Below are 25,101 nucleotides of genomic sequence, written 5' to 3'. Positions count from 1 at the left end.
AACTCGCCAGCCGATTCGGCTGCCCTACCCCACTTTTCAGCTTTCCCGGCTGAGCCGCCCCGCTATATCAGCCGGGATTCACCCGCCACAGCGCACAAAATAGCCCCACTGCTCACCCATGGATTCGTGCCCCCATGCAAACCACCAACACCGTCTTGATGATTCGCCCGGCGCGCTTTGCCTTCAACCCGGACACCGCGATCAACAACCGCTTCCAACGCCAGCCACTTGACCCGCTGAGCGTGCAGCAAAAAGCGCTGCAGGAGTTCGACGGCTATGTCGATACCCTGCGCCAACATGGCGTAGAGGTGCTGGTGGTGCAAGACACCCCGGCGCCCCACACGCCCGACTCGATCTTCCCCAACAACTGGTGGAGCAGCCACGCCGATGGCAGCCTGGTGCTGTACCCGATGGAAGGCCAGAACCGACGACTGGAGCGCAACAAAGGTGTGCTGCAAGTGCTGGAGCAGCGTTTTGCGATCCATAGCACCATCGACCTCAGCCCCCTCGAACAACAGAACATCTTCCTCGAAGGCACCGGCAGCATGGTGCTCGACCGCCAGCACCGTATCAGCTATGCCTGCCACTCCGGGCGCACCCACCAAGACGCCTTGCGCCAGTTCGCCGAACGCCTCGACTACCAACTCTGCGTCTTCCACGCCGTCGACCGCCACCACGCGCCGATCTACCACAGCAACGTGATGATGAGTGTCGGCCGCGACCTCTCGGTGGTGTGCCTGCAAGCCCTGCCCGATGCCATCGAACGCCAGGCCCTGGAACGCTCGCTGCGCGACACCGGTAAAGACATCCTTGCTCTCGACTTCGACCAGCTCGAAGCCTTCGCCGGCAACATGCTTGAAGTCCACGACCGTGACGGCCAGCCGCTGCTGGTGATGTCGGCCAGCGCCTGGAGCGCCCTGCACCCGGCCCAGCGCACGCATGTAGAACGCCACACCCGCCCGGTGGTGGTGAACATCGACAACATCGAACGCATCGGCGGCGGCAGTGCCCGCTGCATGCTGGCGGAAGTGCACCTGCCCGCCCGCGCCTCATTTCAATAAGGAGTCTTGCCATGACCCGTTATATCGACGTCAACGACCTCAGCTACCTGGTTTCACAAAAAGGCCTGCAAACCTGCATCAGCGAAATGGCCGAATACATCCGCGCCGACTACCTGCGCTGGCAGGACTTCGAAAAGTGCGCGCGCCTGGCCAACCATTCGCCGGACGGCGTGATCGAGCTGATGCCGGTGTCCGACGCCTCGCTGTACGCCTTCAAGTACGTGAACGGCCACCCGAAGAACACTCTGGCCGGCATGCTCACAGTGATGGCCTTTGGCGCCCTGGGCGATGTCGACACCGGCAAGCCGGTGCTGCTGGCCGAAATGACCCTGACCACCGCGATCCGCACCGCGGCCACCTCTGCCCTGGTAGCCCGTTACCTGGCGCGCGACAACAGCCGCAGCATGGCGTTGATCGGCAACGGCTCGCAAAGCGAGTTCCAGGCCCAGGCCTTCCACGCCATGCTCGGTATCACCGAAATCCGCCTGTTCGATATCGACGCCAAGGCCACTGCCAAGCTGGCGGCCAACCTCAAGGCGTTCCCGGCGATCAAGGTGATCCTGGCCGCCAGCGTGGCCGAAGCGGTCAAAGGCGCGGACATCGTCACCACCGTCACGGCCGACAAGGCTTATGCCACCATCCTCACCGACGACATGATCGAGCCCGGCATGCATCTGAATGCCGTGGGTGGCGACTGCCCCGGCAAAACCGAGCTGGACCGCCGCATCGTCGAGCGCGCGCGGGTGATCGTCGAGTACGAACCGCAAAGCCGTATCGAAGGTGAAATCCAGCACATGCCGGAAGATTCGCCGGTGACCGAGCTGTGGCAAGTGATCAATGGCCAGCAGCCCGGCCGCGAGAACGCGCGCCAAGTCACGCTGTTCGACTCGGTGGGTTTTGCCATCGAAGACTACTCGGCCCTGCGTTACGTGCTGGACGTGGCCAAGGCGCTGGATGTGGGCAGTACCCTTGAGCTGGTGCCGGACCTCGCCGACCCGAAAGACCTGTTTGCACGCCTGGCCCAACAGCCACGCGCACAGCACAAAAAGCGCGCCTGAAACCGCTCTGGCCTGCCGCTTTGCGCCCAAGGCAGGCCGGATTTACATCCGTCAAAAGCCGATTTTGCGCGTGCCGCAGCCGATTCCGCTGCATTGCGCTTTTTAACAGCGCAATTTGCGCTTTATGCACGGGGTAAACGACACAAAAAACGCACCACCATGAAGCATTCTCTGCTCCCAGCGATTCACCGCCCTTACATCAATTACAAAATATAGGGACTGTCACATGACTCCATTGCGATCACTCTTCGCCGCGTTGCTGTTGCCACTGTGCGCGAGCGCCGCCCACGCCCAGGACTGGAAAGAAATCCGCTTCGGCGTGTTCCCCGAATACCCGCCCTTTGAGTCCGTCGCTGCCGACGGCAGCCTGCAAGGTTTTGATATCGAGTTGGGCAACGCCATCTGCGCCAAGCTCGAAGTCAAATGCACCTGGGTGCACAACGAATTCGACGGCATGATCCCGGCCCTGCGCGCGCGCAAGTTCGACGCGATCATGTCGTCCATGGCGGTCACACCGGCTCGCGAAAAAGTCATCGACTTCAGCGACCGCCTGTTCCTCAGCCCCACCTCGGTGATCACCCGTAAAAACGCCGAGTTCGGCGACACGCCGGAGTCACTCAAAGGCAAGCAGGTGGGCGTGCTGCAAGGTTCACTGCAGGAAGCCTATGCACGTGCGCACCTGGCCAGGCTCGGCGCGCAGATCAAGGCGTACCAGTCCCAGGAGCAGAACTACGCCGACCTGCAAAACGGCCGCCTCGACGCCACCCTGACCGACAAGCTCGAAGCCCAGCTCAACTTCCTGTCCAAGCCTGAAGGCGCCGACTACAAGACCGGCCCGGCCTTCAAAGACCCGACCTTGCCGCTGGATATCGCCATGGGCTTGCGCAAGAACGACGCCGAACTGCGTGCGCTGATCAATAAGGGCATCGCCGCCGTGCAGGCCGATGGCACCTACGCGCAGATCCAGAAGAAGTACTTCGGCGATCAGGATATCTACAACGAATAGGCCTACGCCGGCCCCTGTGGGAGCTGGCTTGCCTGCGATAGCGGTGGGTCAGCCACTGTAGATGTTGGAGGCGGCGACCGCCATCGCAGGCAAGCCAGCTCCCACACAAGCCAGCTCCCACCGTTAATCTCTGTGCTTGATCGAGATCTCCTCAATGAACGAACTCCTCAACCTGCAAGGCTACGGCCCGATGCTGGCCCAGGGTGCCTGGATGACGCTCAAGCTGGCGTTGCTGGCGCTGACCCTGAGCCTCGCCCTGGGCCTGATCGCCGCCGGTGCCAAGCTTTCGAGCGCCAAATGGCTGCGCGTGCCCGCCACCCTGTACACCACGCTGATCCGCAGCGTGCCGGACCTGGTGCTGATCCTGCTGATTTTCTACAGCCTGCAACTGTGGCTCAACGACCTGAGCGAAGTGTTGGGCTGGGATTACTTTGAAATCGATCCGTTTACCGCCGGGGTGATCACCCTGGGGTTTATCTACGGCGCGTATTTCACCGAAAACTTTCGCGGCGCCATTCTCAGTGTGCCGGCCGGGCAACTGGAAGCCGCCACCGCCTACGGCCTGAGCCGCTGGCAGCGCTTTCACCTGGTGCTGTTCCCGCAACTGATGCGCTTTGCCCTGCCGGGCCTGGGCAACAACTGGCTGGTGCTGCTCAAGTCCACGGCGCTGGTGTCGATCATCGGCCTGTCGGACCTGGTCAAGGCTGCGCAAAACGCGGGCAAGACCACCAATGAGCCACTGTACTTCCTGATCCTCGCGGGCCTGGTGTACCTGGTGATCACCACCCTCTCCAACCGCATCTTCAAGCGCCTCGAACGGCGCTACAACCTCGGCATCAAGGGGATGGCGCGATGATCGAACTGTTCCAGCAATACGGCCTGGCCTACCTGTTCAGCGATGGCACAGGGTTGTCCGGAGTCGCCATGACCTTGTGGCTGTTTATCATCTCGGTGGTCGCAGGTTTTGTACTGTCGATCCCGCTGGCGCTGGCGCGCGTCTCGCAGCACGTCTGGCTGCGCTGGCCGGTGGAGGTCTACACCTATCTGTTTCGTGGCACGCCGCTGTATATCCAATTGCTGATTTGCTACACCGGGCTTTACAGCCTGGAAGTGGTGCAGAACAACGCGCTACTTAATCAGTTTTTCCGTAATGCGCTCAACTGCACGTTGCTGGCGTTTGTGCTCAACACCTGCGCCTACACCGTGGAAATCTTCGCCGGGGCGATCCGCAACATTCCCCACGGAGAAATCGAAGCCGCGCGTGCCTATGGCCTGCACGGCTGGCGCCTCAACCTGTTTGTGGTGGTGCCCGCCGCGCTGCGCCGTGCGCTGCCGGCCTACAGCAATGAAATGATCCTGATGTTGCACGCTACCTCGCTGGCCTTTACCGCCACCGTCGCCGATATCCTCAAGGTCGCCCGCGACGCCAACGCCGAGACGTTCCTGACGTTCCAGGCTTTCGGCATCGCCGCCCTGCTCTACATGCTGCTGTCCTTTGCACTGGTGGGCCTGTTCCGACTGGCCGAACGTCGCTGGATGCGTTTTCTTGTTCCTACCCGAGGCTAACCCATGAATCAGTCCGCGCAGGCCCTGGCCGCTTACCCTGTTGACGCCCCCGTTGCCAAACCGGCAACCGCTGCGATCAAGCTTCAAGTCGAAGGCATCCACAAACGTTACGGCGACCACGAAGTGCTCAAGGGCGTGTCCCTCAATGCACGCAACGGCGACGTCATCAGCCTGATCGGCGCCAGCGGTTCGGGCAAAAGCACGATGCTGCGCTGCATCAACTTTCTCGAACAGCCGGACGCCGGGGTCATCACCCTCGATGGCATCAGCATCGAAATGCGCCAGGGCCGCGCCGGCACCCGCGCGCCGCACCAGGAACAACTGCAAAACCTGCGCACACGCCTGGCCATGGTGTTCCAGCACTTCAACCTGTGGAGCCACATGACCGTGCTGGAAAACATCACCATGGCCCCGCGCCGGGTGTTGGACGTGAGCGCGGCAGAGGCGGAAAAACGCGCACGCCTGTACCTGGACAAGGTCGGCCTGCCCGGCCGCGTGGCCGATCAATACCCGGCGTTTCTGTCCGGCGGCCAGCAACAACGCGTGGCCATCGCAAGGGCATTGGCGATGGAGCCGGAAATTATTCTGTTCGATGAACCGACCTCAGCGCTGGACCCGGAACTTGTAGGAGAAGTCCTCAAAGTCATACAGACGTTGGCCGAGGAAGGTCGTACCATGCTGATGGTCACCCACGAAATGGGCTTTGCCCGCCAGGTGTCCAGCCAAGTGCTGTTTTTGCACCAGGGCCGAGTCGAGGAACAAGGCGGCGCCGAGATCCTCGACCATCCCAACAGCGAACGCTTGCAGCAATTTCTTTCCAACCGTTTGAAGTGAACTCATGGATACCAAGGCCAACGGACCCCACTCTTCGCCCACGCTGGACCGCATCGATGAGGCGATCATCGACGTGTTGCGCCACCAGGGGCGTATCACCTACGAAAAGCTTTCCTCGCTTGTACACCTGACACCCAGGCCGTGCCTGGAACGGGTGCGCAAGCTGGAGCGACGCGGGGTGATCCGTGGTTATGGGGCGATCATCGATGTGCAGATGGTCTCGCCAGGGCTGTCGCTGCTGGTGCTGGTGGCCTTGTCCAATCAGAGCGGGCGCTCTGCGCAGAAGGCCTTTGAGGCCTGCGTCAAAGCCTGCCCGCAGGTGTTCGAGTGCCAACTGATCAGCGGGCCGTTCGACTACAGCTTGCGCATGCGCTGCCGGGATATGGAGCATTACCGGGTGCTGACGGAGACCTGGTTGAACAACGATGAGCTGCACATCGATAAGTTAGTGGCGCACCCGGAGTTGGCGGTGGTCAAAAACACCGCGACCGAACTGGCCTGAAACCCACGCTAGATCGTTCCCACGCTCCGCGTGGGAATGCATCCAGTGACGCTCCGCGTCACGACCTCAAAGCAGACGCGGAGCGTCCAGGGCGGCATTCCCACGCAGAGCGTGGGAACGATCATCGAGCCAGCTCCCACATTTTTAACTGTGCCCGCTTGAGATTTTCTTGCCCGGCCTGGCCCCGATCAGCTTCGCCTGCCCATCCTTCTGCTTGCCCGTGCGCGCCTCGCTGATCAACCCCGGTATCAGCTTGCCCTCCGGCAGATTCTTCCAGAACCGGCTGGGCAAATGCCCTTCCATCACTTTGGGGTTTAGCCGCGCCGGGTTGAAGATATGGCTGTAATAGGTCAGCCACATCGCACTGTGTGGATCTTCGACATTTTGCGCCAACTGTTGCCACGCCTCAGGGCACTGGCGTTGATGAATCAACTGCTCACCGTCGTAATACACACCGTCCAAAGGCGTTGCGATCATCCAGCGATGGCGGCCCATGCGCCCGACAAAATGCTGGCTGGCGGACTTCAAGATGTCATGGGCCGGTTCATGCCACGCCACATACTCCGGCAACTGCGGGCCGGCCTGCGCAGGCAAGGCAATAAACCGCACAAACGCATGCAGGTGATGGGCCTCGCGGCTGACCTGTTTGATGCGCCGCTGTAACTCACTGCCCAACTTGTCCCCGGCCAGCATCGCGGTGCGGTCGCCATGGCTGACACGCCACAACACCTCGTACAACAGGCTCCAGCGCTGATCACCGTGGTAACAGGCGGCCGATTCCAACAACTCCAGCAACGCCTTGGGAATCCGCGCCTGAAACGGCCCGAGCTGCTCAGGTACAGGCTCGTCCGTGGCAAACAGGTCCGCCACTTCGGCCTCGCCCCAGCTCACCTGGCTGGGGTCGACCTGATGGCTGAGCAGCCAGCGCGCCTGCTCGCGCCAGGTGCTGAAGAGGTTGTCGCATTCCAGGCTGATCATCCCCACAGCCCCATCTGTTGTGGCTGCGGGCGGTCGCGCAGTTGCTCGCGCAGCAGCACGCTGGTGCTGTCCGCCTGTTGCGGGTGGTAGTCGCTGGTGATGAAAAACGGCTTGGCCTTGGCCAGCACGCAACGCATGCGCGCCAGGTCTTCAAAGCGAATTTTGCGTTCGCGGCGCAGGTCGACCAGGCGCTGGGTGGTACGCAGACCAATGCCGGGAATGCGCGCGATCAGCGTGGGTTCGGCGCGGTTCAGGTCCAGCGGGAACACCTCGCGGTGCTCCAGCGCCCAAGCCAGCTTGGGATCGATATCCAGCGCCAGATGGCCTGGGCCTTCGAACAGCTCATTGGCGCTGAAACCGTAACTGCGCAGCAGAAAGTCGGCCTGGTACAGGCGGTGTTCACGCATCAGCGGCGGCGCGGCCAGCGGCACACTTTTGGGGCTGTTGGGGATGGGGCTGAACGCCGAGTAATACACGCGCCGCAGCTTGTAGTTGCCATACAGCGCCTCCGCACCGTGCAGGATGGTGCTGTCGTCGGTGTCATCGGCGCCGACGATCATCTGCGTGCTCTGCCCCGCTGGCGCAAAACGCGGTGCGCGCGGCTCGTTGAACACCGTCTGCTCGCCGGTGTAGATGGTCTGCATGGCTTGCTTGATCGAGCCGATCTGCTTCTCCGGCGCCAGGGTTTGCAGGCTGGCGTCGGTGGGCAACTCGATGTTCACGCTGAGGCGATCGGCATAACGCCCGGCTTCGACGATCAGCGCAGGGTCGGCTTCGGGAATGGTCTTGAGGTGGATGTAACCGCGAAAGTCATGCTCTTCGCGCAACAGTTTGGCGACTCGAACCAGTTGCTCCATGGTGTAGTCGGCCGAGCGGATGATGCCGGAGCTGAGAAACAGCCCGCTGACGCAATTGCGTTTGTAGAAGTCCAGGGTCAGGGTAACCACCTCCTCCGGGCTGAAACGCGCACGGGGCACGTCGCTGGAGCGGCGGTTGACGCAGTATTGGCAGTCGTACAGGCAGAAGTTGGTGAGCAACACCTTGAGCAACGACACACAACGCCCGTCCGGCGTGTAGCTGTGGCAGATGCCCATGCCATCGGTAGAACCCAGCCCGGCCTTGCCCTCGGAGCTGCGCTTGGGCGCGCCACTGCTGGCGCAGGAAGCGTCGTACTTGGCGGCGTCGGCGAGGATGCTGAGTTTTTCGATCAACTGCATGAAGGGCTACCGATACTGGTTTTTTGTACAGTATCAATAGCCCGACGTTGTCACAAGTGCCGTCTGTAGGAGCGCGCCTTTTGTGGCGAGGGAGCTTGCTCCCGCTGGGCTGCGAAGCGGCCCCAAAAACGTGCGGGCGCTACGCACCCGAGCGGGAGCAAGCTCCCTCGCCACAGTAATCAGCTGGCAGTGGCCAGCAGCAAATCCTGCACCGAGCGTGCCTTGCCACGATGGCGATCGTTTTCATACAACGAGGCGGCAATCTCATCGGCCCGAATCGGCAGTACCGACAGCAAAGTGTCGCTCAACCCATGGCTGGCCTGGCTGAAGCCCTGGATATAGATACCGGCCTTGCAGCGCTCGTCGGTGACGATCCGATAGTCGCGGGCCACTTCGAAGTCGCCCATATAGGCTTGCAGGGGCGCCAGCAGTTCGCGGTGCATCTGGCGCTCATAGCCGGTGGCCAGGATCACCGCGTCGTAATGGCTCACGCTGGTGTCGCCGTTGGCGTTGTTGCGCAGCACCAGTTCGATGCCCAGCGGCCCGGCCGTGGCTTGCTCGACCACGGTCATGGTGCGGAAGGCCTGGCGGTTGATACCGGAGACTTTCTGGCGGTAAAAAATCCCGTAGATGCGCTCGATCAGGTCCAGGTCGACCACCGAATAGTTGGTGTTCTGGTACTCGGCCACCAGGCGCTCACGCTCGGCGCCGACTTGCTGGAACACCAGGTCGGTAAAGGCCGGCGAGAACACTTCGTTGACGAATGGGCTGTCGTCCGCCGGTTTGAGCGCCGAACCGCGCAGGATCATGTCCACCTGCACCGACGGGAAGCTGTCGTTGAGGTCGATAAAGGCTTCGGCCGCGCTCTGCCCGCCGCCGATGATGGCAATGCGCATAGGCTTGCCGTCCACGCACGGCTGCTGGGCCATGCGCTCGAGGTATTGGGAATGGTGAAACACCCGGCCGTCGTCCTTGAGCGCCTTGAACGCCTCCGGCACACGTGGCGTGCCGCCGGCGCTGACCACCACCGAACGGGTGGTGCGCACATGCTGTTCGCCCTGGGCATCACGGGAAATTACGCGCAACGCTTCAACCTGCTGCTGGTGCAGGATCGGCTCGATGGCCAGCACTTCCTCGCCATACCGCGCCTGGGCCTGGAACTGCCCGGCGACCCAGCGCAGGTAGTCGTTGTACTCCATGCGGCACGGATAGAAAGTGCCCAGGTTGATGAAGTCCACCAAACGGTCGTGGGCCTTCAGGTAGTTGACGAACGAGTACGGGCTGGTGGGGTTGCGCAGCGTCACCAGATCCTTGAGGAACGAAATCTGCAGTTCGCTCTGGGTGACCAGGGTATTGCCGTGCCAGCGGTAGTCGGCCTGCTTGTCGAGAAACACCACGTCCAGTTTGCCCTGGGCTTTTTCACGCTCCTGCAGGGCGATGGCCAGCGCCAGGTTCGAAGGGCCGAAACCGATCCCGATCAGATCGTGAACCGCGGGCGAAGCAATTGCCTGTGTCATTCCAGTGTCCTCTGGATAAGCCCCTTGGCGGTGGGGCGGGAATACCTGCAAAGCCTGAACAACAGGCCATGTGTTGATAGGAAACGAGGACAATGAAATAAAATTTAACTGATCTGTGATCAGTGCGCGTCCCACTCACGCATGCGCACCCGGCAATGCTTCATGGCGTTGACGATATGTTTTTCCACCAGGCTGCGGGAAATGCTCAGGCGCTCGGCGATCTGCGGGTGAGAAAGGCCGTCGAGCTTGCGCAGCAGGAAGCTGTCGCGGCAGGCGCTGGGCAGCTCGGCCAGGGCACGTTCGAGCAGGGCCAGGCGCTGGGCCTGATCGTGGCTGGCGTGGGGCGAACTGGTGGCGAAGCGTTCTTCGCTGTCCAGCACCTCCAGCGGCTCGGACTGGCGCAAGGCATTGCGCCGATGGCCGTCGATCACCAGGTTCAGCGCAGTACGGTACAAAAACGCGCGCGGCTGTTCGATCGGCGTGTCGCTGGCGCGCTCCAGTACTCGCACGTAGGCGTCATGCACCACATCTTCGGCCACCTGACGGTTGCCCAGCTTGGCGTTGAGGAAACACACCAGCTCGCGATAGTAGTTTTCCAACATGACTCCCGACCGTCTGGGGGGACGGCATCAGTTCCTTGAGTGCTTACGAAGACAGGCCATGGATGATGGCAGTTTGAGTGCGTGCAATTTATAGTAATTCTCATCTACTTTTAAAGAAGTCTTGCATCAACCGTCGATTTTTTTATTCGACAGAGCTGTTACTACCTATGTAAGCGCCTAAATCGTCGGGCAATTTTCTCGTATAACTGTCAGCCCTCCGCTAACTGCGGTCCACACTTCCCGGCTGGAACCAACGCATGAAACGCCCTCGCCCCGCCCGACGCGCCCTGCTGGTTGTCGCGTGCCTGATTCCCATCGTTGCCCTGGCGGCCTGGCAGATACTGCCGCCGGGCCGCGACAGCCTCGCCACTGTCACCGTCACTCGCGGCAATATCGAAAACAGCGTCACGGCGCTGGGCACCCTGCAACCACGCCGGTATGTCGATGTGGGCGCACAGGCATCCGGGCAGATCCGCAAGATCCATGTCGAGGCCGGTGACCAGGTCAAAGAAGGCCAGTTGCTGGTCGAAATCGACCCGGCCACGCAGCAGGCCAAGCTCGATGCCAGCCGCTATGCCATCGACAACCTCAAGGCCCAGTTGCAGGAGCAGAAAGCCCAGCACCAACTGGCGCGCCAGAAATACCAGCGCCAGCAACGCCTGGTGGCCGGCAACGCCACCCGCGAAGAAGACGTGCAAACCGCCAAGGCCGAGCTGAGTGCCACCCAGGCACGGGTCGACATGTTTCAGGCGCAGATCCGCCAGGCCCAGGCCAGCTTGCGCAGCGACGAGGCCGAATTGGGCTATACACGCATCTTCGCGCCGATGAGCGGCACGGTGGTGGCGGTGGATGCGCGGGTCGGCCAGACCCTCAACGCCCAGCAGCAGACCCCGTTGATCCTGCGTATCGCCAAGTTGTCGCCGATGACCGTATGGGCCGAGGTCTCCGAAGCCGACATCGGCCACGTCAAACCCGGCATGACCGCCTATTTCACCACGCTCAGCGGCGGCGGCCGGCGCTGGACCAGTACCGTGCGCCAGATCCTGCCGATCCCGCCCAAGCCCCTGAATGAAACCAGCCAGGGCAACGGCAGCCCCAGCAGCACCAGCAAAAGCGGGAGCGGTCGCGTGGTGCTCTACACCGTGCTGCTGGATGTGGACAACGCCGACAATGCCCTGATGGCCGAAATGACCACCCAAGTTTTTTTCGTCGCCAGCCAGGTCAAGGATGTGCTCACCGTGCCGGTTGCGGCCTTGCTCGGCAGCCACGGCACCGATAAACAGACCGCACGCATCGTGGCCAAAAACGGCTCAATCGAAGAACGCGACGTGCGCCTGGGCATCAGTGACCGTTTGCGCGTCGAAGTGTTGGACGGCCTCAGCGAGGGCGACCACGTGTTGATCGGCCCAGCCGACGGCAATGGGGGTTGAGTTGACCACGCCGCTGATCGAACTCAAGAACATCCGCAAATCCTACGGCGGCGGTGACAGCCCGCAGGTCGACGTGTTGCGCGGCATCGACCTGTCGATCCACGCCGGGGAGTTCGTCGCCATTGTCGGCGCCTCCGGCTCCGGCAAGTCCACGCTGATGAACATCCTCGGCTGCCTCGACCGCCCTTCCGAGGGTGACTACCTGTTCGCCGGCGAAAACGTCGCGCACCTGGGCAGCGACGAACTGGCCTGGCTGCGCCGCGAGGCCTTTGGGTTTGTGTTCCAGGGCTACCACCTGATTCCGTCCGGTTCGGCCCAGGAAAACGTCGAGATGCCGGCGATCTATGCCGGCATCAGCGCCACCGAGCGGCATGCCCGCGCCAAGGCCCTGCTCACGCGCCTGGGCCTGGCCGACCGCACCGCCAACCGCCCGCACCAACTCTCCGGCGGCCAGCAGCAACGGGTGTCGATCGCCCGCGCACTGATGAACGGCGGGCATATCATCCTCGCCGACGAACCCACCGGCGCCCTCGACAGCCACAGCGGCGCCGAGGTGATGACGCTGCTGGACGAACTGGCGAGCCAGGGCCATGTGGTGATCCTGATTACCCACGACCGCGAAGTGGCGGCGCGGGCCAACCGCATCATCGAGATTCGTGACGGCCAGATCATCAGCGACTCGGCGCACAGTGACACCCATGTACCGGTCACGGCCAACAGCGACGCGCTGCAAGCCGTCGACCTGCGCCAGCGCCTGGCCGACGGTGCCGAGCACAACGGTGCCTGGAAAGCCGAACTGCTCGATGCGGTCCGCGCGGCCTGGCGAGTGATGTGGATCAATCGTTTTCGCACCGCGCTGACGCTGCTGGGGATCGTGATTGGCGTGGCGTCCGTGGTGGTGATGCTGGCCGTCGGCGAAGGCAGCAAGCGCCAGGTGATGGCGCAGATGGGCGCGTTCGGCTCCAATATCATTTACCTCAGCGGCTCCTCGCCCAACCCGCGCACGCCGCCGGGTATCGTGACCCTCAACGATGTCGCGGCACTGGCGATGTTGCCCCAGGTCAAGCGCATCATGCCGGTCAACGGCAACGACGCCGGGGTTCGCTTTGGCAACCTGGATTACCTGGCCTATGTGGGTGGCAACGACGTCAACTTCCCCGAGATTTTCAACTGGCCGGTGGTCGAGGGCAGCTATTTCACCCAGGAAGACGAGCGCGCCGGCGCCACCGTCGCGGTCATCGGCCACCGTATCCGCGAAAAGCTGTTCAAAAACGTCGCCAGCCCGATCGGCCAATACATCCTGATCGAAAACGTGCCTTTCCAGGTCATCGGCGTCCTCGCCGAAAAAGGCTCCGCCTCCGGCAATAAAGACAGCGATGACCGGGTCGCCATCCCGTATACCGCCGCCAGCGTGCGCCTGTTCGGCACTTATAACCCCGAATACGTGGCGATTGCCGCCGCCGATGCGCGCAAGGTCCATGAGGCTGAAATGGCCATTGATCAACTGATGCTCAAGCTGCACAACGGTAAACGTGACTACCAGTTGACCAACAACGCCGCGATGATCCAGGCCGAAGCCCGCACGGCCAACACGCTGTCGCTGATGCTCGGTTCGATTGCGGCGATTTCCCTGCTGGTGGGCGGGATCGGTGTAATGAACATCATGCTGATGACCGTGCGTGAACGCACCCGCGAAATAGGCATTCGCATGGCCACCGGCGCGCGCCAGCGCGACATCCTGCGCCAGTTCCTAACCGAGGCGGTGATGCTCTCGGTGGTCGGCGGCCTGTTCGGCATCGCCCTCGCGCTGCTGGTGGGCGGCGTGCTGGTACTGGCCGAGGTGGCGGTGCAATTTTCCCTGGTGGCGGTGTTTGGCGCGTTTGGCTGTGCGCTGGTCACCGGTGTCGTATTCGGCTTTATGCCGGCCCGTAAAGCTGCCCGGCTCGATCCGGTTAAGGCGTTGACCAGTGAATAAACGATCTTCCCTGCTGGGCGTGTGCCTGTTGCTCAACGCCTGTACCGGCAACCCGCCGAGCGTCGACAGCGGCCTCGCGCCGCCGCCCGCCTGGCAGTACGCCGAACGCGATGCCACGCAGGCGACCAACCAACGCTGGTGGACACACTTCGGCAGCCCGCCGCTCAACCGCCTGATCGACCAGGCGCGACGCGACAGTTATGACGTGGCCGCCGCCATGGCACGCGTGCGTCAGGCCCAGGCGAGTGCGGTAATTGCCGGGGCGCCGTTGTTACCTGAGGTCAAGTTCAACCTCACCGCCAGCCGTGAAAAACTGCTGCGCGGCAGCGGCAATGCCTCCTTGGACGCCACCGACAGCAACAAGACCGTCGACAGTTTCGGTGCCAACCTCTCAGCCAGCTATGAACTGGACTTCTGGGGTGGCCGCGTTGCCGCCCGCGACAGCGCCCTGCAAAGCCTGCGCGCCAGTGAGTTCGACCAGGCCACCGTGGAGCTGACCCTGCTCAGCAACGTCGCCGACCGCTACGCGCAAACCCTCGCCGCGCAGCAACGCCAGCAGATCGCCGAGCTGAACCTGGCCAATGCGCGCAACGTGCTGAACCTGGTGCAAACCCGCTACAGCGCAGGCTCCGCCACCGCCCTGGAGCTGGCCCAACAGAAAAGCCTGGTGGCCGGCCAACAACGGCAATTGCCGCTGATTGCGCAAGTGGCCGAAGAATCGCGGATCACCCTCGCCGCCCTGCTCGGTCAACCCGTACAAGCCCTGGACCTGGGCACCGAGCCGTTCCAGGCGCTGACCTGGCCAAGCATTGGCCCGGGCGTGCCGAGCCAATTGCTCAGTCGTCGCCCCGACCTGGCCCGCGCCGAGGCGCAACTGGCGGCGGCCAGTGCCGACGTCACGGTGGCACGCGCAGCGATGCTGCCCAGCGTAACCTTGGGCGCGACAGTCGGCTCCGGCGCCTATAAAGCTGAAGACATCCTGCGCAGCCCGTTCTACAACCTGACCTCGGGGCTGGTCGCGCCGATCTTCAACAATGGCCGATTAAGCGCCGAGCGCGACAAGGCTCGCGCCCGCCAGGATGAACTGCTGCAAACCTATCGCGGTGCGATCATCAACGGCTTTGCCGATGTGGAGAAAGCCCTCAGCAGCATCACGCGCCTGGACCAGCAACGCCAATGGCAGGCCGAGGAGCTGCAACAGGCCCAGGCCGCCTTCCAGATCTCCGAGAGCCGCTACCAGGCAGGCGCCGAGGACTTGCTGACGGTGCTGGAAACCCAACGCACCTTGTATGCGGCCCAAGACTCGAACGTGCAACTGCGGCTGTCGCGGCTGCAAGCCAGCATTGCCTTGTACAAAGCGCTGGGCGGCGGCTGGGATACGCAGATCCGACAATAAAACTGTAAACTCCTACACAAAGCGTTTATTCGCCCTACATTCTTCGACCCTGGGTCCTTGGTAAAAAAGCCGTCCTCATACGGCAGCCCGGACCCTCCTGATGAAACCCAGCGTTCTGGTAAAAAACCTGGCGTGTATCGGCCTCTGGCTGATCGCCGGCCAGGCGTTGCCCGAGCCGCTGATCGCGCCGACCGCGATTGACTGGCTGCTGGATTGCCCCTTCCCCGCCCAGGAGCGGCCGGACCCCGAAGTGCTGGAACGCACCCAATGCGCCAGTGTGAATGTGCCCCGCGACTATGCCGCGCCCAAACGCGGCAGTGTGCGCCTGGCCCTGACCCGCGTGGGCGCCCGCCAGCCGCTCAGCCGTGAAGGTGTGGTATTTATCCAGGGTGGCGAGCCGCCAAAGGGCCAAGGCGCAACCTTCGCCCTGCACCTGACCAGCCGTTGGGAGTCCTATGCTACCCAGGCCTATCGCACCTTGACCAACCGCTATGACGTGATCGAACTGAGCCCCCGTGACCTGAGCCAGCCCAGCGGCGTAGAGCAAGCGGCGCGTGATATGGAGTATGTGCGCGCCCAACTCGGCGAGGCCCAGCTCAATTACCTCGGCAACGCGCAGGCCACCCGCCTCGGCAGCCGCTATGCCGCGCTGTTTCCCGAGCGCGTCGCACGCATGGTGCTGGTCAATGCCGAGCAGGCCGAGCCGGTCGCTGCCGGCATCGAGCAATTGCTGCTCAAAGAGCCAGCCCGGCCTGGCACCGCCGCCGGGTGCATTAACCGCTGGGTCGGCGATTTTCTCGTATTCGGCAAACAGCCGCCCGCGTCCACACGCTGCCTCGACCTCGGCAGCTGGGAATAACCCGCGCATTTGCGACCACTTCAGGCCGAAAACGACACCTTGCGTTGACGCTCCGGCTCAATCGTTATTAAGTGCTATTAATCCGCATTAATAGGATCAATAGAACAGCATGCTCAGCCGCCCGCTACGACGCAAACGCCAGAAGCTTTCCGATGTGATTGTCGAGTCGGTCAAACGCTCGATCGTCACCGACGCGCTCAAGCCCGGCGACCGCCTGCCTACCGAGCGCGAGCTGATGGAAAGCTTCCAGTGCTCCAAAGGCTCGGCCCGTGAAGCACTCAAGGCCCTGGAAGTGGAAGGTCTAGTGAGTACACGCACCGGCCCCAGTGGTGGCGCCTACCTGAACCAGGCCGGCACTGAACCGGCCAGCCGCGCGTTGCGTAACTACCTGCACTTCCAGCACCTGGATGGCGAGCAGGTGTACCAACTGCGCAAGGTCATCGAGGTAGAACTGGCAGTATCGGTGCTGGGTCGCTTGAGCGAAGACGACTATCAAGCCCTGCAAGACAACGTGGATTTTTGCAGCGCCCCCGAAGACAGCGAAGCCGGCCAACGCGAACAGCGCCTGGCGGAACTGGAATTCCATAACCTTTTGGCCAAGGCCTGCCCCAACCCGCTGCTGAGCTTTATGGCGCAGTTTCTCAACGACTTGTTGCGCGACCTGGTGGTGCTGAAAAAAGCCTACAAGCCCAAGCGCAAACAGTTTGACGCGGCCAACCTGGACTATCACAAGCAGTTGCTGCTGGCCTTTCGCGCCGGTGATGAAACGGCCGTGCGCAACCTGATGCATGAACATATGTGCGACGCCGAACACCACATGACGGCGCTGGAAGGCGAGGTCAGCCCGCACTTTTTGCTGGAGTTTGATCATAGCTGAGGCGCACCCCATCCCAATATGAAAACCCAATCAATGTGGGAGCTGGCTTGCCTGCGATGCGGGCGCCTCGGTGTATCAGTTGAACCTGACTGATTCCATCGCAGGCAAGCCAGCTCCCACACTTGAGCCGGTTCCAACCGTTACACCGTTTCACCCAATTCAATAACAGGCCTGCCCACAGGCCCTTGCTCCACCGTATCGCCCTTGCCGCTCCTGCCAATAACTAAACCAGGGAGTCACCCCATGCAGCGTCGTACGTTGTTGAAAGCCAGTCTTACCGCCGCAGCCGCGCTCAGCCTTCCGCTGAGTGTGCGCTCTGCATTCGCCGCCGAGCCTTTTACCTTTTACGGCCTCAAGTCCATGTCCGGCGCGTTTGCCAGCTATGGCAAGTTTGCCGACATGGGTTCGCGCCTGGCGGTGGAACAGCACCCCGAGTTACTCGGCCGCCCGCTCAACTACAAGGTCATCGACACCGAAGGCAATGCCGGCAAAGCCGTGCGCAAGGTCCAGGAAGCGATCCAGCAGGACGGCGCGCGGTTCTTCCAGGGCTGCACGTTGTCGTCCTCCGCGCTGGCGGTGGCCAAGGAAGTCGACAAGGTCGGCGGCGTGTTCATGACCCCGGTGGGCGCCGATGAAGTCACCGGCAAAGACTGCAACAAGGCGACCTTCCGCTGGTCGGTGCCCACCTACGGCGCGATCCGCGAAACCATGCTGCCGCTGATCAAGCTGCTGCCCAACGCCAAGCGCTGGTACACCATCACCCCGCAGTACGTGTTTGGCGAAGCCTTGCTCGAAGGCGCGAAAACCGTGCTCAAAGACAACGGGCTGGAACACGTCGGCAACAGCTACCACTCATTGCAGGAACAGGAGTTCTCCGGCTACCTGACCAACGCCATCGCGGCCAAACCCGATGTGCTGGTACTGCTCAACTTCGGCAGCCAGTCGTCCAACACCCTGCGCCAGGCGGTGAACTTCGGTATCAAGGAGCGCATGAAAGTGCTGCTGGTATGGTCTGCCGGGCTCGACCAGTTCCAGGAACTGGGCAGCGACGTGCTCGAAGGCGTGTACCTCGGCGCCCAGTATTGGCACCAGGTCGACACCCCGCTCAACCGTGAACTGGTCAAGCTCACTCAAGCCAAATACGGCATCAACCCCACCTACCCGCTGGCGGCTGATTACATCAGCACCAAAGTCATGCTGGAAACCATCATCAGCACCGGCAGCTTCGACGGCCCGACCGTGGCCAAAGCCCTGCAAGGCTTGAGCTACGAAGGCCCGACCGGCAAGGAGTCGATCCGCGCCGGCGACCATCAGGTGATCAAGGATTACTACCTGCTGATCGGCAAAGCCACCGGCGACATGGCCGACAAGGACGACCTGGCCAAGGTGCTCAGCGCCGGGCAATCGTTCCCGCCGGTCGAGGCGACGGGCTGCACGCTCGCCTGATCCCCTGAATTGCTTAGCGCAGGGCCGCGCGAGCGGCTGCCTGCCGAGGGTTTCTGCATGCTTAATCTTTACCTGTTCCAGATCCTCAACGGCCTTGGGTTGGGGATGATCTACTTCCTGATCGCGGTCGGGCTGACGATCATTTTCGGCCTGCTCAACTTCGTCAACTTCGCCCACGGCGCGTTCTTTCTGCTGGGTGCGTACATCTGCTACACCGCCGTAAGCCTCACCGGCAACTTCTGGCTGGCGCTGCTGATCGCGCCGCTGGTGGTGGCCGCGCTGGCGTGGGTGATCGAGCGATTATTGATCCAGCGGATTTACCACTTGCCACACATGTTCCAGATTCTGGTGACCCTGGGGATCGCGCTGATCATCCAGGAAGCCAGCGTGATGATCTGGGGCCCGGTGGGCAAAAGTGTCGCCGTGCCTGAACTGCTGCGCGGCGTGCTGGTGGTGGGCGATTTCGTCTACCCCTACTACCGCCTGTTTCTCATCGTGTTTTCCGCGCTGATCGGCCTGGCCTTGTGGCTGCTGCTGGAGCGCACGCGCTTCGGCGCCCTGGTACGCGCCGGCAGTGAAAGCACCGAAACCGTGTCGCTGCTGGGCACCAATATCTTCCGTCTGTTTTCCATGACCTTTGCCCTTGGCGTGGCCCTGGCCGGTGTCGCGGGTGTGCTGTTTGCACCGTTGCGCGGCGCGCAACCCTTTGTCGGCCCGGAGATCCTCGGCGTGGCCTTCGTGGTGGTGGTGATCGGCGGCATGGGTTCGTTCAGCGGCGCGCTGGTCGGCGGTTTACTGGTGGGCGTGGTGCAAAGCCTGATGACCACATTCTGGCCCCAAGGCGCGAGCCTGATGATCTACGGCGCGATGGCCGTGGTGATTCTGGTGCGCCCTTACGGCCTGTTCGGGAGAGCCTGACATGAGCGAGAAAAACCCCCTGCCGTTTGCCAAAACCCAATCCAAAGCCATGTTGCTGTGGGTGCTGGCGGTGCTGATCGGCTTGCCGTTGATTCTACCCTCGGCCACCCTGGCCACCGAGATCCTGATCTTTGCCCTGGCCGCGCTGGCCTGCAACCTGTTGCTGGGCTACACCGGGCTGTTGTCGTTCGGCCAAGGCATCTTCTTTGGTGCCGGTGCGTATTGCGCGGCGCTGCTGATGATCCACTTGCAACTGGGCTTGTTCACCGCGTTGCTCGGCGCCGCCCTTGCCGGCGGTTTCCTGGCGTTTCTGGTCGGTGCGCTGGCAATCCGGCGCACCGGCATTTACTTCGTGATGCTCACATTGGCGTTCAGCCAGATGGCCTACTTCGTCGCCTACACCTTGAGCGACTGGACCGGCGGCGACAACGGCCTGCTCAGCGTGCCGCGCCCGGAGATCCGTCTCGGTGACACCGTGCTGCTGTCGCTGGCCGATGCCCGGGTGTTCTATGGTTTTGTCGCGGTGGTGTTCCTGCTGATCTTTATCGGCGCGCGCCGAGTGATCGCCTCGCCGTTCGGCAGCACCTTGATGGCGATCCGCGAAAACGAAACCCGCGCCTCGGCCATCGGCTATGACACGCGCCACTTCAAGATCCTGGTGTTCGTGCTGTCCGGCGCGGTCACCGGCATCGCCGGGGCGCTGTACGCGATGCTGCTGCACTTTGTGCCGCTGTCGAACATCGACCTGGCGATGTCCGAGAACATCCTGATCATGACCATCGTCGGCGGCACCGGCTCGCTGTTCGGCTCATTGCTGGGCGCAGGCTCCATCGTGCTGTTGGGGGACTTCCTCTCCGACCTGTGGCCACGCTGGCTGATGCTGCTGGGTGTGATCCTGATCTTTGTGGTGATCTTCATGCGCGGCGGCTTGTGGGGCGGCCTCGCATCGTTGTTCGAACGGGTACGCGGCAGTCGCAAGACCGCGGCCATCGCCAAGGAGGAAGGGCTATGAGCATCCTGCTGGAAACCAAAGACCTGGAACTGGCCTATGGCGCGTTCCATGCGGTCAACGGCGTCAACCTCAAGGTCGAAGCCGGCACCATTCACACCATTATCGGCCCCAACGGCGCGGGCAAGACCAGCCTGTTTCACTGCCTCACCGGCGAGCGCCAGGCCACCGCCGGGGCGATTCATTTTGACGGCAAGAACCTGATACGCAAACCGGCCCACGGCCGTGTGGGCCTGGGCATGGCGCGCTCGTTCCAGCTCACCAGCCTGTTCCAGAACCTCAGCGTGCGCGAGAACCTGCGCCTGGCCGCCCAAGGCCGCGACGGCGCACGTGCGCTGAACTTCTGGCGCCGCGTCGACAGCAAGCGCGAGCACCTGGAGATGGCCGATCAAGTCCTCGAACGCCTGCAACTGACCCGCCGCGCCGACACCCTGGCGGGTGAGTTATCCCACGGCCAGCAACGCGTGCTGGAGGTGGGCATGTCGATCTGCTCCAAACCCAAACTGCTGATGCTCGACGAGCCCACGTCGGGCATGGGCATCGATGACATTCCGATCATGACCCAGCTGATCAGCGACCTTGGCCGCGACCACACGGTGCTGTTGATCGAACACAACATGAGCATTGTCATGTCCATCAGCCAACGCATCACCGTGATGAGTCACGGGCAGATTCTGGTGGAGGGCACGCCGGAATTCGTGCGTGCCGATGAGCGTGTGCGTACGGCTTATCTTGGGGAGGCTGCCTGATGCTGATTGTCGAGAATATCCATTCCTACTATGACAAGAGCCATGTGTTGGAAGGCGTGTCGCTGACCGTCAACCCCGGTGAACTGGTGACGCTGCTGGGCCGAAATGGCGCGGGCAAGACCACCACGCTGCGCAGCATCCTCGGGATTATCTGCCCGCGCCAGGGCCAGATTCACTTCAACGGCCAGGCGTTGGTGGGCCAGAAGATCTTTGAAATCGCCCGTCAGGGCTTGGCGCTGGTGCCGGAGAACCGCGGGATTTTCCGCCTGCTGACGGTCGAGGAAAACCTGCGTATCGCCGTGCGCAAGACCAGCCGCTGGCAACTCGAAGACGTGTACGGCATGTTCCCGCGCCTCAAGGAGCGGCGTAAAAACGCCGGCCACGCGCTGTCCGGCGGCGAGCAACAGATGCTCGCCATCGCCCGCGCGCTGCTCAACGACCCCAAGCTGCTGATCCTCGACGAACCCACCGAAGGCCTGGCGCCGGTGATCGTTGACGAGTTGGTGAAAATCCTGCGCAAGGTCAAGGACGACGGCCTGCCGGTGTTGCTGGTGGAACAGAACCTGATGGTCTGCGACAAGCTCGCCGACCGCCATTACGTGCTCGAACAGGGCCGCGTCGTATACGAGGGCAGCGCCGCTGACTTCCGCGCCGACCCGAGCATCAAGAACCGCTACCTGGCCCTGAGTGCCTGACCGGAGATTTGCACATGAATAGTTTTGCGCAACCGCTCAAGAGCAATGCCCCGCTGATCAACCGCGACCGCTTGTGGCAATCGTTGATGGACCTGGCTCAGCTCGGCGCTACGGTCAAAGGCGGCGTGTGCCGCCTGGCCCTTACCGACCTCGACCGCCAGGCCCGCGACCTGTTTGTGCAATGGTGCGAGGCCGCCGGGTGCAGTGTCAGTGTCGATGCCATTGGCAATATCTTTGCGCGGCGTGCCGGACGCAATCCCGCCCTGCCTCCGGTGATGACCGGCAGCCATATCGACACGCAGCCCACCGGCGGCAAGTTCGATGGCTGCTACGGCGTGATGGCCGGGCTGGAAGTGATTCGCACCTTGAATGACTTGAAGATCGAGACCGAAGCGCCGATCGAGGTGGTGGTGTGGACCAACGAAGAAGGCTCGCGCTTCCCGCCGTGCATGATGGGTTCCGGGGTGTTTGCCGGCAAGTTCGACTTGCAGGACACCCTCGACAAACTCGATGACCAAGGCCTGTCCGTGGGCGCCGAATTGCAGCGCATCGGCTACGCCGGCTCCCGCGCGGTGCTTGGCCACCCGGTCGGCGCATATTTCGAGGCGCATATCGAGCAAGGCCCGGTGCTGGAAGACCGCGCCACCACCATCGGCGTGGTCATGGGCTGCCTCGGCCAGAAGTGGTTCGACCTGACCCTTACCGGCGTCGAAGCCCACGCCGGCCCAACGCCCATGCACTTGCGCAAGGACGCCCTGGTGGGCGCCGCCGAAGTGGTCAGCGCGGTCAACCGCATCGCCCATCAACAGCAACCGCACGCCTGCGGCACGGTCGGTTGCCTGAACCTGCACCCCGGCTCGCGCAATGTGATTCCAGGCCAGGTGCACATGACCATCGACCTGCGCCACCTGCATGCCGACAAACTGCAAGCCATGGTCGATGAAGTGCGCGGCGTGATCGAAGCCACCTGCGCCCGGCATGGCCTGACCTTTGAACTGACGCCCACCGCCGACTTCCCGCCGCTGGACTTCAACCCAGCCTGCGTCAACGCCGTGCGTGACGGTGCGCAGGCATTGGGCTTGAGCCACATGGACATCGTCAGTGGCGCCGGGCATGACGCGATTTTCGTCGCCAAACTCGGCCCGGCCGGGATGATCTTTGTGCCGTGCGAAGGCGGCATCAGCCATAACGAAATCGAAAACGCCGCGCCGGATGACCTGGCGGCGGGCTGCGCGGTGCTGCTGCGCGCCATGGTCAACGCGGCGCAGGGAGAGGTGGCATGAGTGAGATTGGCCAACTGACGGCGGTGCAACTGCTGCAGCATTTTCGCGACAAGACCCTGTCACCGGTAGACGTCACTGAAGACGCTTTGCTGCGGATCGAGCGCTATAACCCGGTGGTGAACGCCTATTGTCACGTAGACCCTGAAGGCGCATTGAACGCTGCGCGGGCCTCGGAACAACGCTGGTTGAAAGGTGAACCCTGCGGCGCACTGGACGGCGTGCCTGCCTCGATCAAAGACCTGACGCTGACCATTGGCATGCCCACCCGCAAGGGGTCGCGCACCTCCTCTGCCGACGGGCCGTGGGATGTGGATGCGCCCTTCTCGGCTTTTATGCGCAAAGCCGGCGCGGTGCTGCTGGGCAAGACCACCACGCCGGAATTCGGTTGGAAAGGCGTCACCGACAACCCGCTGTACGGCATCACGCGCAACCCGTGGGACACGCGCACCACAGCGGGCGGTTCGTCGGGTGGCGCCGGTGCGGCGGCGGCGCTGAACCTGGGCGTGCTGCACCAGGGCAGCGATGCCGGTGGCTCGATCCGCATTCCCTGTGCGTTCACCGGTACGTTCGGCATCAAGCCAACTTTCGGGTATGTGCCGCAGTGGCCGGCCAGTTCCATGACGATTTTGTCGCACCTGGGGCCGATGACCCGCACGGTGGAAGACACGGTGCTGATGCTGCAAACCGTGGCCCAACCGGATGCGCGTGATGGCCTGATCGGGGCGCCGCGCCATACGCCGTGGTTATCGGGCGCTACGGATTTGAAGGGTTTACGCGTGGCCTATAGCCCTACGTTCGGGTATGTGGACGTGGACCCGCAGGTGGCCAAAGTGGTTGCCCAGGCGGTTGAGGGACTTGTGCAACTGGGGGCGCATGTCGAGCAGATCGACCCAGGTTTCAGCGACCCGCTGGAGGTGTTCAGCACCTTGTGGGCTGCCGGTGCGGCTCGCTTGACGGGCTCGATGAGTGATGCGCAAAAACAATTGCTGGACCCCGGTTTGCTGCGTATTGCCGAACACGGCCAGCAGTTGAGCCTCGGCGATTTTAACGACGCCCTTGAAGCCCGTGCGGCGTTGGTGGCGAGGATGGCGGCGTTTCATGAGCATTACGATGTGCTGGTCTCGCCGATGATGCCGATTACAGCGTTTGCAGCTGGGCATAATGTGCCGCCGGGTTCGTCGATGAAAGAATGGATGGAGTGGACGCCGTTTACTTATCCCTTCAATTTGACGCAGCAACCGGCAGCTTCGGTGCCCTGCGGGTTGGCAGCGAATGGTTTGCCGGTGGGCTTGCATGTGGTGGGTGCGCGGTTTGCGGATGAGCAGGTGTTGAGGGTGTGTCAGGCCTATGCCAAAGCCTTCCCTACTGAACACCTTGAAGCACCGCGGGTGCTCTGAACCCTGCATGTGCGGTCGCATCCGGCTTATAATCCGCGCTTCATTTTTTGTTGCGCGGGTTGTTTTAGATGCTATTTACAAGGACTTTTATGGCGAGTGCAGTGCTCGCCGTCCTGCCGGTTATGGTCCATGCCACAGCGTTGGACTTGAGCTACGAAGCGCCTGTGCTTGAGGCGGTGCCACACGATGCACTGGCGACGGCGAAATCGTTGTTCCCGGTTCAGACCCAGGCGCCGGTGACGTTTGAGTACAAGTGCAAGGGGCCGCGTTGTCAGTATGAGGAAGACCTGGAGCAGCGGCACGAAGACCAGACCACGCAGAGTTGGTCCATCGGTATTCACTAGGGTTCGGCCTGCCTTGGGCTGAAATGCAATCATCAACTGTGGGAGCTGGCTTGCCTGCGATGGCATCAACTCGGTGTGCCTGATGTACCGAGGTGTCTGCATCGCAGGCAAGCCAGCTCCCACAGAAAAGCAGATCCCAGGTGTATGCAAATCCGCTTTTCGCTTTTGATCTGAGGCGCCCCATCAACCACAATGGTCGAACGCAGGCTTGAATCCGTGGGTAACCCGGCAGGACGCCGGGTTAGCCGCTGTAAGAGCCATGCCTTTCAAGGTCTTGGTTTAAAATCCCCTAATCAATTCAGTCAGGACGACGAAGCTATGTGGGAAAAGGTTTTAGAACGGTTTGAAAAACAAGCACCAGCCAGTGTCATGACCAAGCTGG

At 62.3% G+C, this 25,101-nt stretch carries 24 protein-coding genes; 20 read left to right on the top strand and 4 right to left on the bottom strand.

Annotated elements, in window-relative coordinates; genetic code table 11:
* The first annotated feature begins 134 nt into the window (after positions 1 to 134).
* From ctlX to GIW48_RS26505, 7 genes are all read left to right on the top strand, one after another.
* The gene (gene ctlX / locus GIW48_RS26535; protein ID WP_236462923.1) at positions 135 to 1,061 is read left to right on the top strand and encodes a citrulline utilization hydrolase CtlX; all 927 of its coding nucleotides are present in this window, start codon (positions 135 to 137) and stop codon (positions 1,059 to 1,061) included.
* An 11-nt stretch (positions 1,062 to 1,072) separates the two neighbouring features.
* Entirely contained in the window at positions 1,073 to 2,119 is a 1,047-nt protein-coding gene (locus tag GIW48_RS26530; RefSeq protein ID WP_236462926.1) for an ornithine cyclodeaminase, read from the top strand.
* Positions 2,120 to 2,345: 226 nt separating this feature from the next.
* A complete protein-coding gene (locus GIW48_RS26525; protein WP_169988128.1) occupies positions 2,346 to 3,125 on the top strand; it encodes an ABC transporter substrate-binding protein in 780 nt (259 codons plus the stop codon).
* 154 nt (positions 3,126 to 3,279) lie between these two features.
* The gene (locus GIW48_RS26520) at positions 3,280 to 3,981 is read left to right on the top strand and encodes an ABC transporter permease (protein ID WP_236462929.1); all 702 of its coding nucleotides are present in this window, start codon (positions 3,280 to 3,282) and stop codon (positions 3,979 to 3,981) included.
* Positions 3,978 to 4,691 (top strand): ABC transporter permease, encoded by a 714-nt coding sequence (locus tag GIW48_RS26515; protein WP_017136264.1) that lies wholly within the window; start codon positions 3,978 to 3,980, stop codon positions 4,689 to 4,691. The genes GIW48_RS26520 and GIW48_RS26515 overlap by 4 nt, the downstream gene beginning before the upstream one ends.
* A gap of 3 nt (positions 4,692 to 4,694) precedes the next feature.
* A complete protein-coding gene (locus GIW48_RS26510; protein ID WP_178111031.1) occupies positions 4,695 to 5,525 on the top strand; it encodes an ABC transporter ATP-binding protein in 831 nt (276 codons plus the stop codon).
* 4 nt (positions 5,526 to 5,529) lie between these two features.
* On the top strand, positions 5,530 to 6,027 hold the full coding sequence (locus tag GIW48_RS26505) for an Lrp/AsnC family transcriptional regulator (protein WP_003192319.1): 498 nt from the start codon (positions 5,530 to 5,532) through the stop codon (positions 6,025 to 6,027).
* Between the two features lie 144 nt (positions 6,028 to 6,171).
* On the opposite strand, the gene GIW48_RS26500 is transcribed toward GIW48_RS26505, so the two are convergent.
* From GIW48_RS26500 to GIW48_RS26485, 4 genes are all read right to left on the bottom strand, one after another.
* The gene (locus tag GIW48_RS26500; RefSeq protein WP_017136265.1) at positions 6,172 to 7,005 is read right to left on the bottom strand and encodes a TIGR03915 family putative DNA repair protein; all 834 of its coding nucleotides are present in this window, start codon (positions 7,003 to 7,005) and stop codon (positions 6,172 to 6,174) included.
* Complete coding sequence (locus tag GIW48_RS26495; RefSeq protein ID WP_017136266.1) at positions 7,002 to 8,222, bottom strand: putative DNA modification/repair radical SAM protein; 1,221 nt, start codon at positions 8,220 to 8,222, stop codon at positions 7,002 to 7,004. Before GIW48_RS26495 ends, GIW48_RS26500 begins: the two co-directional genes overlap by 4 nt.
* A gap of 179 nt (positions 8,223 to 8,401) precedes the next feature.
* Positions 8,402 to 9,739 (bottom strand): lysine N(6)-hydroxylase/L-ornithine N(5)-oxygenase family protein, encoded by a 1,338-nt coding sequence (locus tag GIW48_RS26490; protein ID WP_017136267.1) that lies wholly within the window; start codon positions 9,737 to 9,739, stop codon positions 8,402 to 8,404.
* Positions 9,740 to 9,858: 119 nt separating this feature from the next.
* Positions 9,859 to 10,341 carry a sigma-70 family RNA polymerase sigma factor gene (locus GIW48_RS26485; RefSeq protein WP_017136268.1) on the bottom strand — a complete coding sequence of 161 codons (483 nt, stop codon included), beginning with the start codon at positions 10,339 to 10,341 and terminating at the stop codon, positions 9,859 to 9,861.
* Positions 10,342 to 10,598: 257 nt separating this feature from the next.
* Between GIW48_RS26485 and GIW48_RS26480 the strand changes: the two genes are divergently transcribed.
* From GIW48_RS26480 to GIW48_RS26420, 13 genes are all read left to right on the top strand, one after another.
* Complete coding sequence (locus GIW48_RS26480) at positions 10,599 to 11,771, top strand: efflux RND transporter periplasmic adaptor subunit (RefSeq protein WP_170040876.1); 1,173 nt, start codon at positions 10,599 to 10,601, stop codon at positions 11,769 to 11,771.
* Positions 11,761 to 13,746 carry a MacB family efflux pump subunit gene (locus GIW48_RS26475; protein ID WP_143521907.1) on the top strand — a complete coding sequence of 662 codons (1,986 nt, stop codon included), beginning with the start codon at positions 11,761 to 11,763 and terminating at the stop codon, positions 13,744 to 13,746. Before GIW48_RS26480 ends, GIW48_RS26475 begins: the two co-directional genes overlap by 11 nt.
* Complete coding sequence (locus tag GIW48_RS26470; RefSeq protein ID WP_138452123.1) at positions 13,739 to 15,142, top strand: efflux transporter outer membrane subunit; 1,404 nt, start codon at positions 13,739 to 13,741, stop codon at positions 15,140 to 15,142. Before GIW48_RS26475 ends, GIW48_RS26470 begins: the two co-directional genes overlap by 8 nt.
* A gap of 100 nt (positions 15,143 to 15,242) precedes the next feature.
* Positions 15,243 to 16,001 carry an alpha/beta fold hydrolase gene (locus GIW48_RS26465; RefSeq protein WP_017136272.1) on the top strand — a complete coding sequence of 253 codons (759 nt, stop codon included), beginning with the start codon at positions 15,243 to 15,245 and terminating at the stop codon, positions 15,999 to 16,001.
* Positions 16,002 to 16,110: 109 nt separating this feature from the next.
* Positions 16,111 to 16,878, top strand: coding sequence for a FadR/GntR family transcriptional regulator (locus tag GIW48_RS26460; protein WP_017136273.1), 768 nt, complete (start codon positions 16,111 to 16,113; stop codon positions 16,876 to 16,878).
* 243 nt (positions 16,879 to 17,121) lie between these two features.
* Entirely contained in the window at positions 17,122 to 18,324 is a 1,203-nt protein-coding gene (locus GIW48_RS26455; protein ID WP_176992528.1) for an ABC transporter substrate-binding protein, read from the top strand.
* A 57-nt stretch (positions 18,325 to 18,381) separates the two neighbouring features.
* Positions 18,382 to 19,242 (top strand): branched-chain amino acid ABC transporter permease, encoded by an 861-nt coding sequence (locus GIW48_RS26450; RefSeq protein WP_017136275.1) that lies wholly within the window; start codon positions 18,382 to 18,384, stop codon positions 19,240 to 19,242.
* A 1-nt stretch (position 19,243) separates the two neighbouring features.
* The gene (locus GIW48_RS26445; RefSeq protein ID WP_170040878.1) at positions 19,244 to 20,254 is read left to right on the top strand and encodes a branched-chain amino acid ABC transporter permease; all 1,011 of its coding nucleotides are present in this window, start codon (positions 19,244 to 19,246) and stop codon (positions 20,252 to 20,254) included.
* Positions 20,251 to 21,000: an ABC transporter ATP-binding protein gene (locus GIW48_RS26440; protein ID WP_017136277.1), complete on the top strand. Its 750-nt coding sequence runs from the start codon at positions 20,251 to 20,253 to the stop codon at positions 20,998 to 21,000. The genes GIW48_RS26445 and GIW48_RS26440 overlap by 4 nt, the downstream gene beginning before the upstream one ends.
* Positions 21,000 to 21,695 carry an ABC transporter ATP-binding protein gene (locus tag GIW48_RS26435; protein WP_065931154.1) on the top strand — a complete coding sequence of 232 codons (696 nt, stop codon included), beginning with the start codon at positions 21,000 to 21,002 and terminating at the stop codon, positions 21,693 to 21,695. The genes GIW48_RS26440 and GIW48_RS26435 overlap by 1 nt, the downstream gene beginning before the upstream one ends.
* A gap of 14 nt (positions 21,696 to 21,709) precedes the next feature.
* On the top strand, positions 21,710 to 22,978 hold the full coding sequence (locus GIW48_RS26430) for a Zn-dependent hydrolase (RefSeq protein WP_236462992.1): 1,269 nt from the start codon (positions 21,710 to 21,712) through the stop codon (positions 22,976 to 22,978).
* The gene (locus tag GIW48_RS26425; RefSeq protein WP_236462990.1) at positions 22,975 to 24,375 is read left to right on the top strand and encodes an amidase; all 1,401 of its coding nucleotides are present in this window, start codon (positions 22,975 to 22,977) and stop codon (positions 24,373 to 24,375) included. The genes GIW48_RS26430 and GIW48_RS26425 overlap by 4 nt, the downstream gene beginning before the upstream one ends.
* 89 nt (positions 24,376 to 24,464) lie before the next feature.
* Positions 24,465 to 24,719 (top strand): hypothetical protein, encoded by a 255-nt coding sequence (locus GIW48_RS26420; protein ID WP_236478228.1) that lies wholly within the window; start codon positions 24,465 to 24,467, stop codon positions 24,717 to 24,719.
* Positions 24,720 to 25,101 lie beyond the last annotated feature (382 nt).

Source organism: Pseudomonas sp. PA-6-3C (genome assembly GCF_021605825.1).
Lineage (GTDB): Bacteria > Pseudomonadota > Gammaproteobacteria > Pseudomonadales > Pseudomonadaceae > Aquipseudomonas > Aquipseudomonas edaphica.
This window is presented reverse-complemented; position numbering and strand designations above follow the sequence as displayed.

Coding starts and splice junctions, on each gene's coding strand:
- GIW48_RS26475 (WP_143521907.1), top strand. CDS start 11,761: ATGGGGGTTGAGTTGACCACGCCGCTGATCGAACTCAAGAACATCCGC.
- GIW48_RS26465 (WP_017136272.1), top strand. CDS start 15,243: ATGAAACCCAGCGTTCTGGTAAAAAACCTGGCGTGTATCGGCCTCTGG.
- GIW48_RS26495 (WP_017136266.1), bottom strand. CDS start 8,222: ATGCAGTTGATCGAAAAACTCAGCATCCTCGCCGACGCCGCCAAGTAC.
- GIW48_RS26500 (WP_017136265.1), bottom strand. CDS start 7,005: ATGATCAGCCTGGAATGCGACAACCTCTTCAGCACCTGGCGCGAGCAG.
- GIW48_RS26450 (WP_017136275.1), top strand. CDS start 18,382: ATGCTTAATCTTTACCTGTTCCAGATCCTCAACGGCCTTGGGTTGGGG.
- GIW48_RS26440 (WP_017136277.1), top strand. CDS start 20,251: ATGAGCATCCTGCTGGAAACCAAAGACCTGGAACTGGCCTATGGCGCG.
- GIW48_RS26420 (WP_236478228.1), top strand. CDS start 24,465: ATGGCGAGTGCAGTGCTCGCCGTCCTGCCGGTTATGGTCCATGCCACA.
- GIW48_RS26435 (WP_065931154.1), top strand. CDS start 21,000: ATGCTGATTGTCGAGAATATCCATTCCTACTATGACAAGAGCCATGTG.
- ctlX (WP_236462923.1), top strand. CDS start 135: ATGCAAACCACCAACACCGTCTTGATGATTCGCCCGGCGCGCTTTGCC.
- GIW48_RS26430 (WP_236462992.1), top strand. CDS start 21,710: ATGAATAGTTTTGCGCAACCGCTCAAGAGCAATGCCCCGCTGATCAAC.
- GIW48_RS26490 (WP_017136267.1), bottom strand. CDS start 9,739: ATGACACAGGCAATTGCTTCGCCCGCGGTTCACGATCTGATCGGGATC.
- GIW48_RS26445 (WP_170040878.1), top strand. CDS start 19,244: ATGAGCGAGAAAAACCCCCTGCCGTTTGCCAAAACCCAATCCAAAGCC.
- GIW48_RS26530 (WP_236462926.1), top strand. CDS start 1,073: ATGACCCGTTATATCGACGTCAACGACCTCAGCTACCTGGTTTCACAA.
- GIW48_RS26520 (WP_236462929.1), top strand. CDS start 3,280: ATGAACGAACTCCTCAACCTGCAAGGCTACGGCCCGATGCTGGCCCAG.
- GIW48_RS26485 (WP_017136268.1), bottom strand. CDS start 10,341: ATGTTGGAAAACTACTATCGCGAGCTGGTGTGTTTCCTCAACGCCAAG.
- GIW48_RS26455 (WP_176992528.1), top strand. CDS start 17,122: ATGCAGCGTCGTACGTTGTTGAAAGCCAGTCTTACCGCCGCAGCCGCG.
- GIW48_RS26525 (WP_169988128.1), top strand. CDS start 2,346: ATGACTCCATTGCGATCACTCTTCGCCGCGTTGCTGTTGCCACTGTGC.
- GIW48_RS26505 (WP_003192319.1), top strand. CDS start 5,530: ATGGATACCAAGGCCAACGGACCCCACTCTTCGCCCACGCTGGACCGC.
- GIW48_RS26425 (WP_236462990.1), top strand. CDS start 22,975: ATGAGTGAGATTGGCCAACTGACGGCGGTGCAACTGCTGCAGCATTTT.
- GIW48_RS26460 (WP_017136273.1), top strand. CDS start 16,111: ATGCTCAGCCGCCCGCTACGACGCAAACGCCAGAAGCTTTCCGATGTG.
- GIW48_RS26480 (WP_170040876.1), top strand. CDS start 10,599: ATGAAACGCCCTCGCCCCGCCCGACGCGCCCTGCTGGTTGTCGCGTGC.
- GIW48_RS26515 (WP_017136264.1), top strand. CDS start 3,978: ATGATCGAACTGTTCCAGCAATACGGCCTGGCCTACCTGTTCAGCGAT.
- GIW48_RS26510 (WP_178111031.1), top strand. CDS start 4,695: ATGAATCAGTCCGCGCAGGCCCTGGCCGCTTACCCTGTTGACGCCCCC.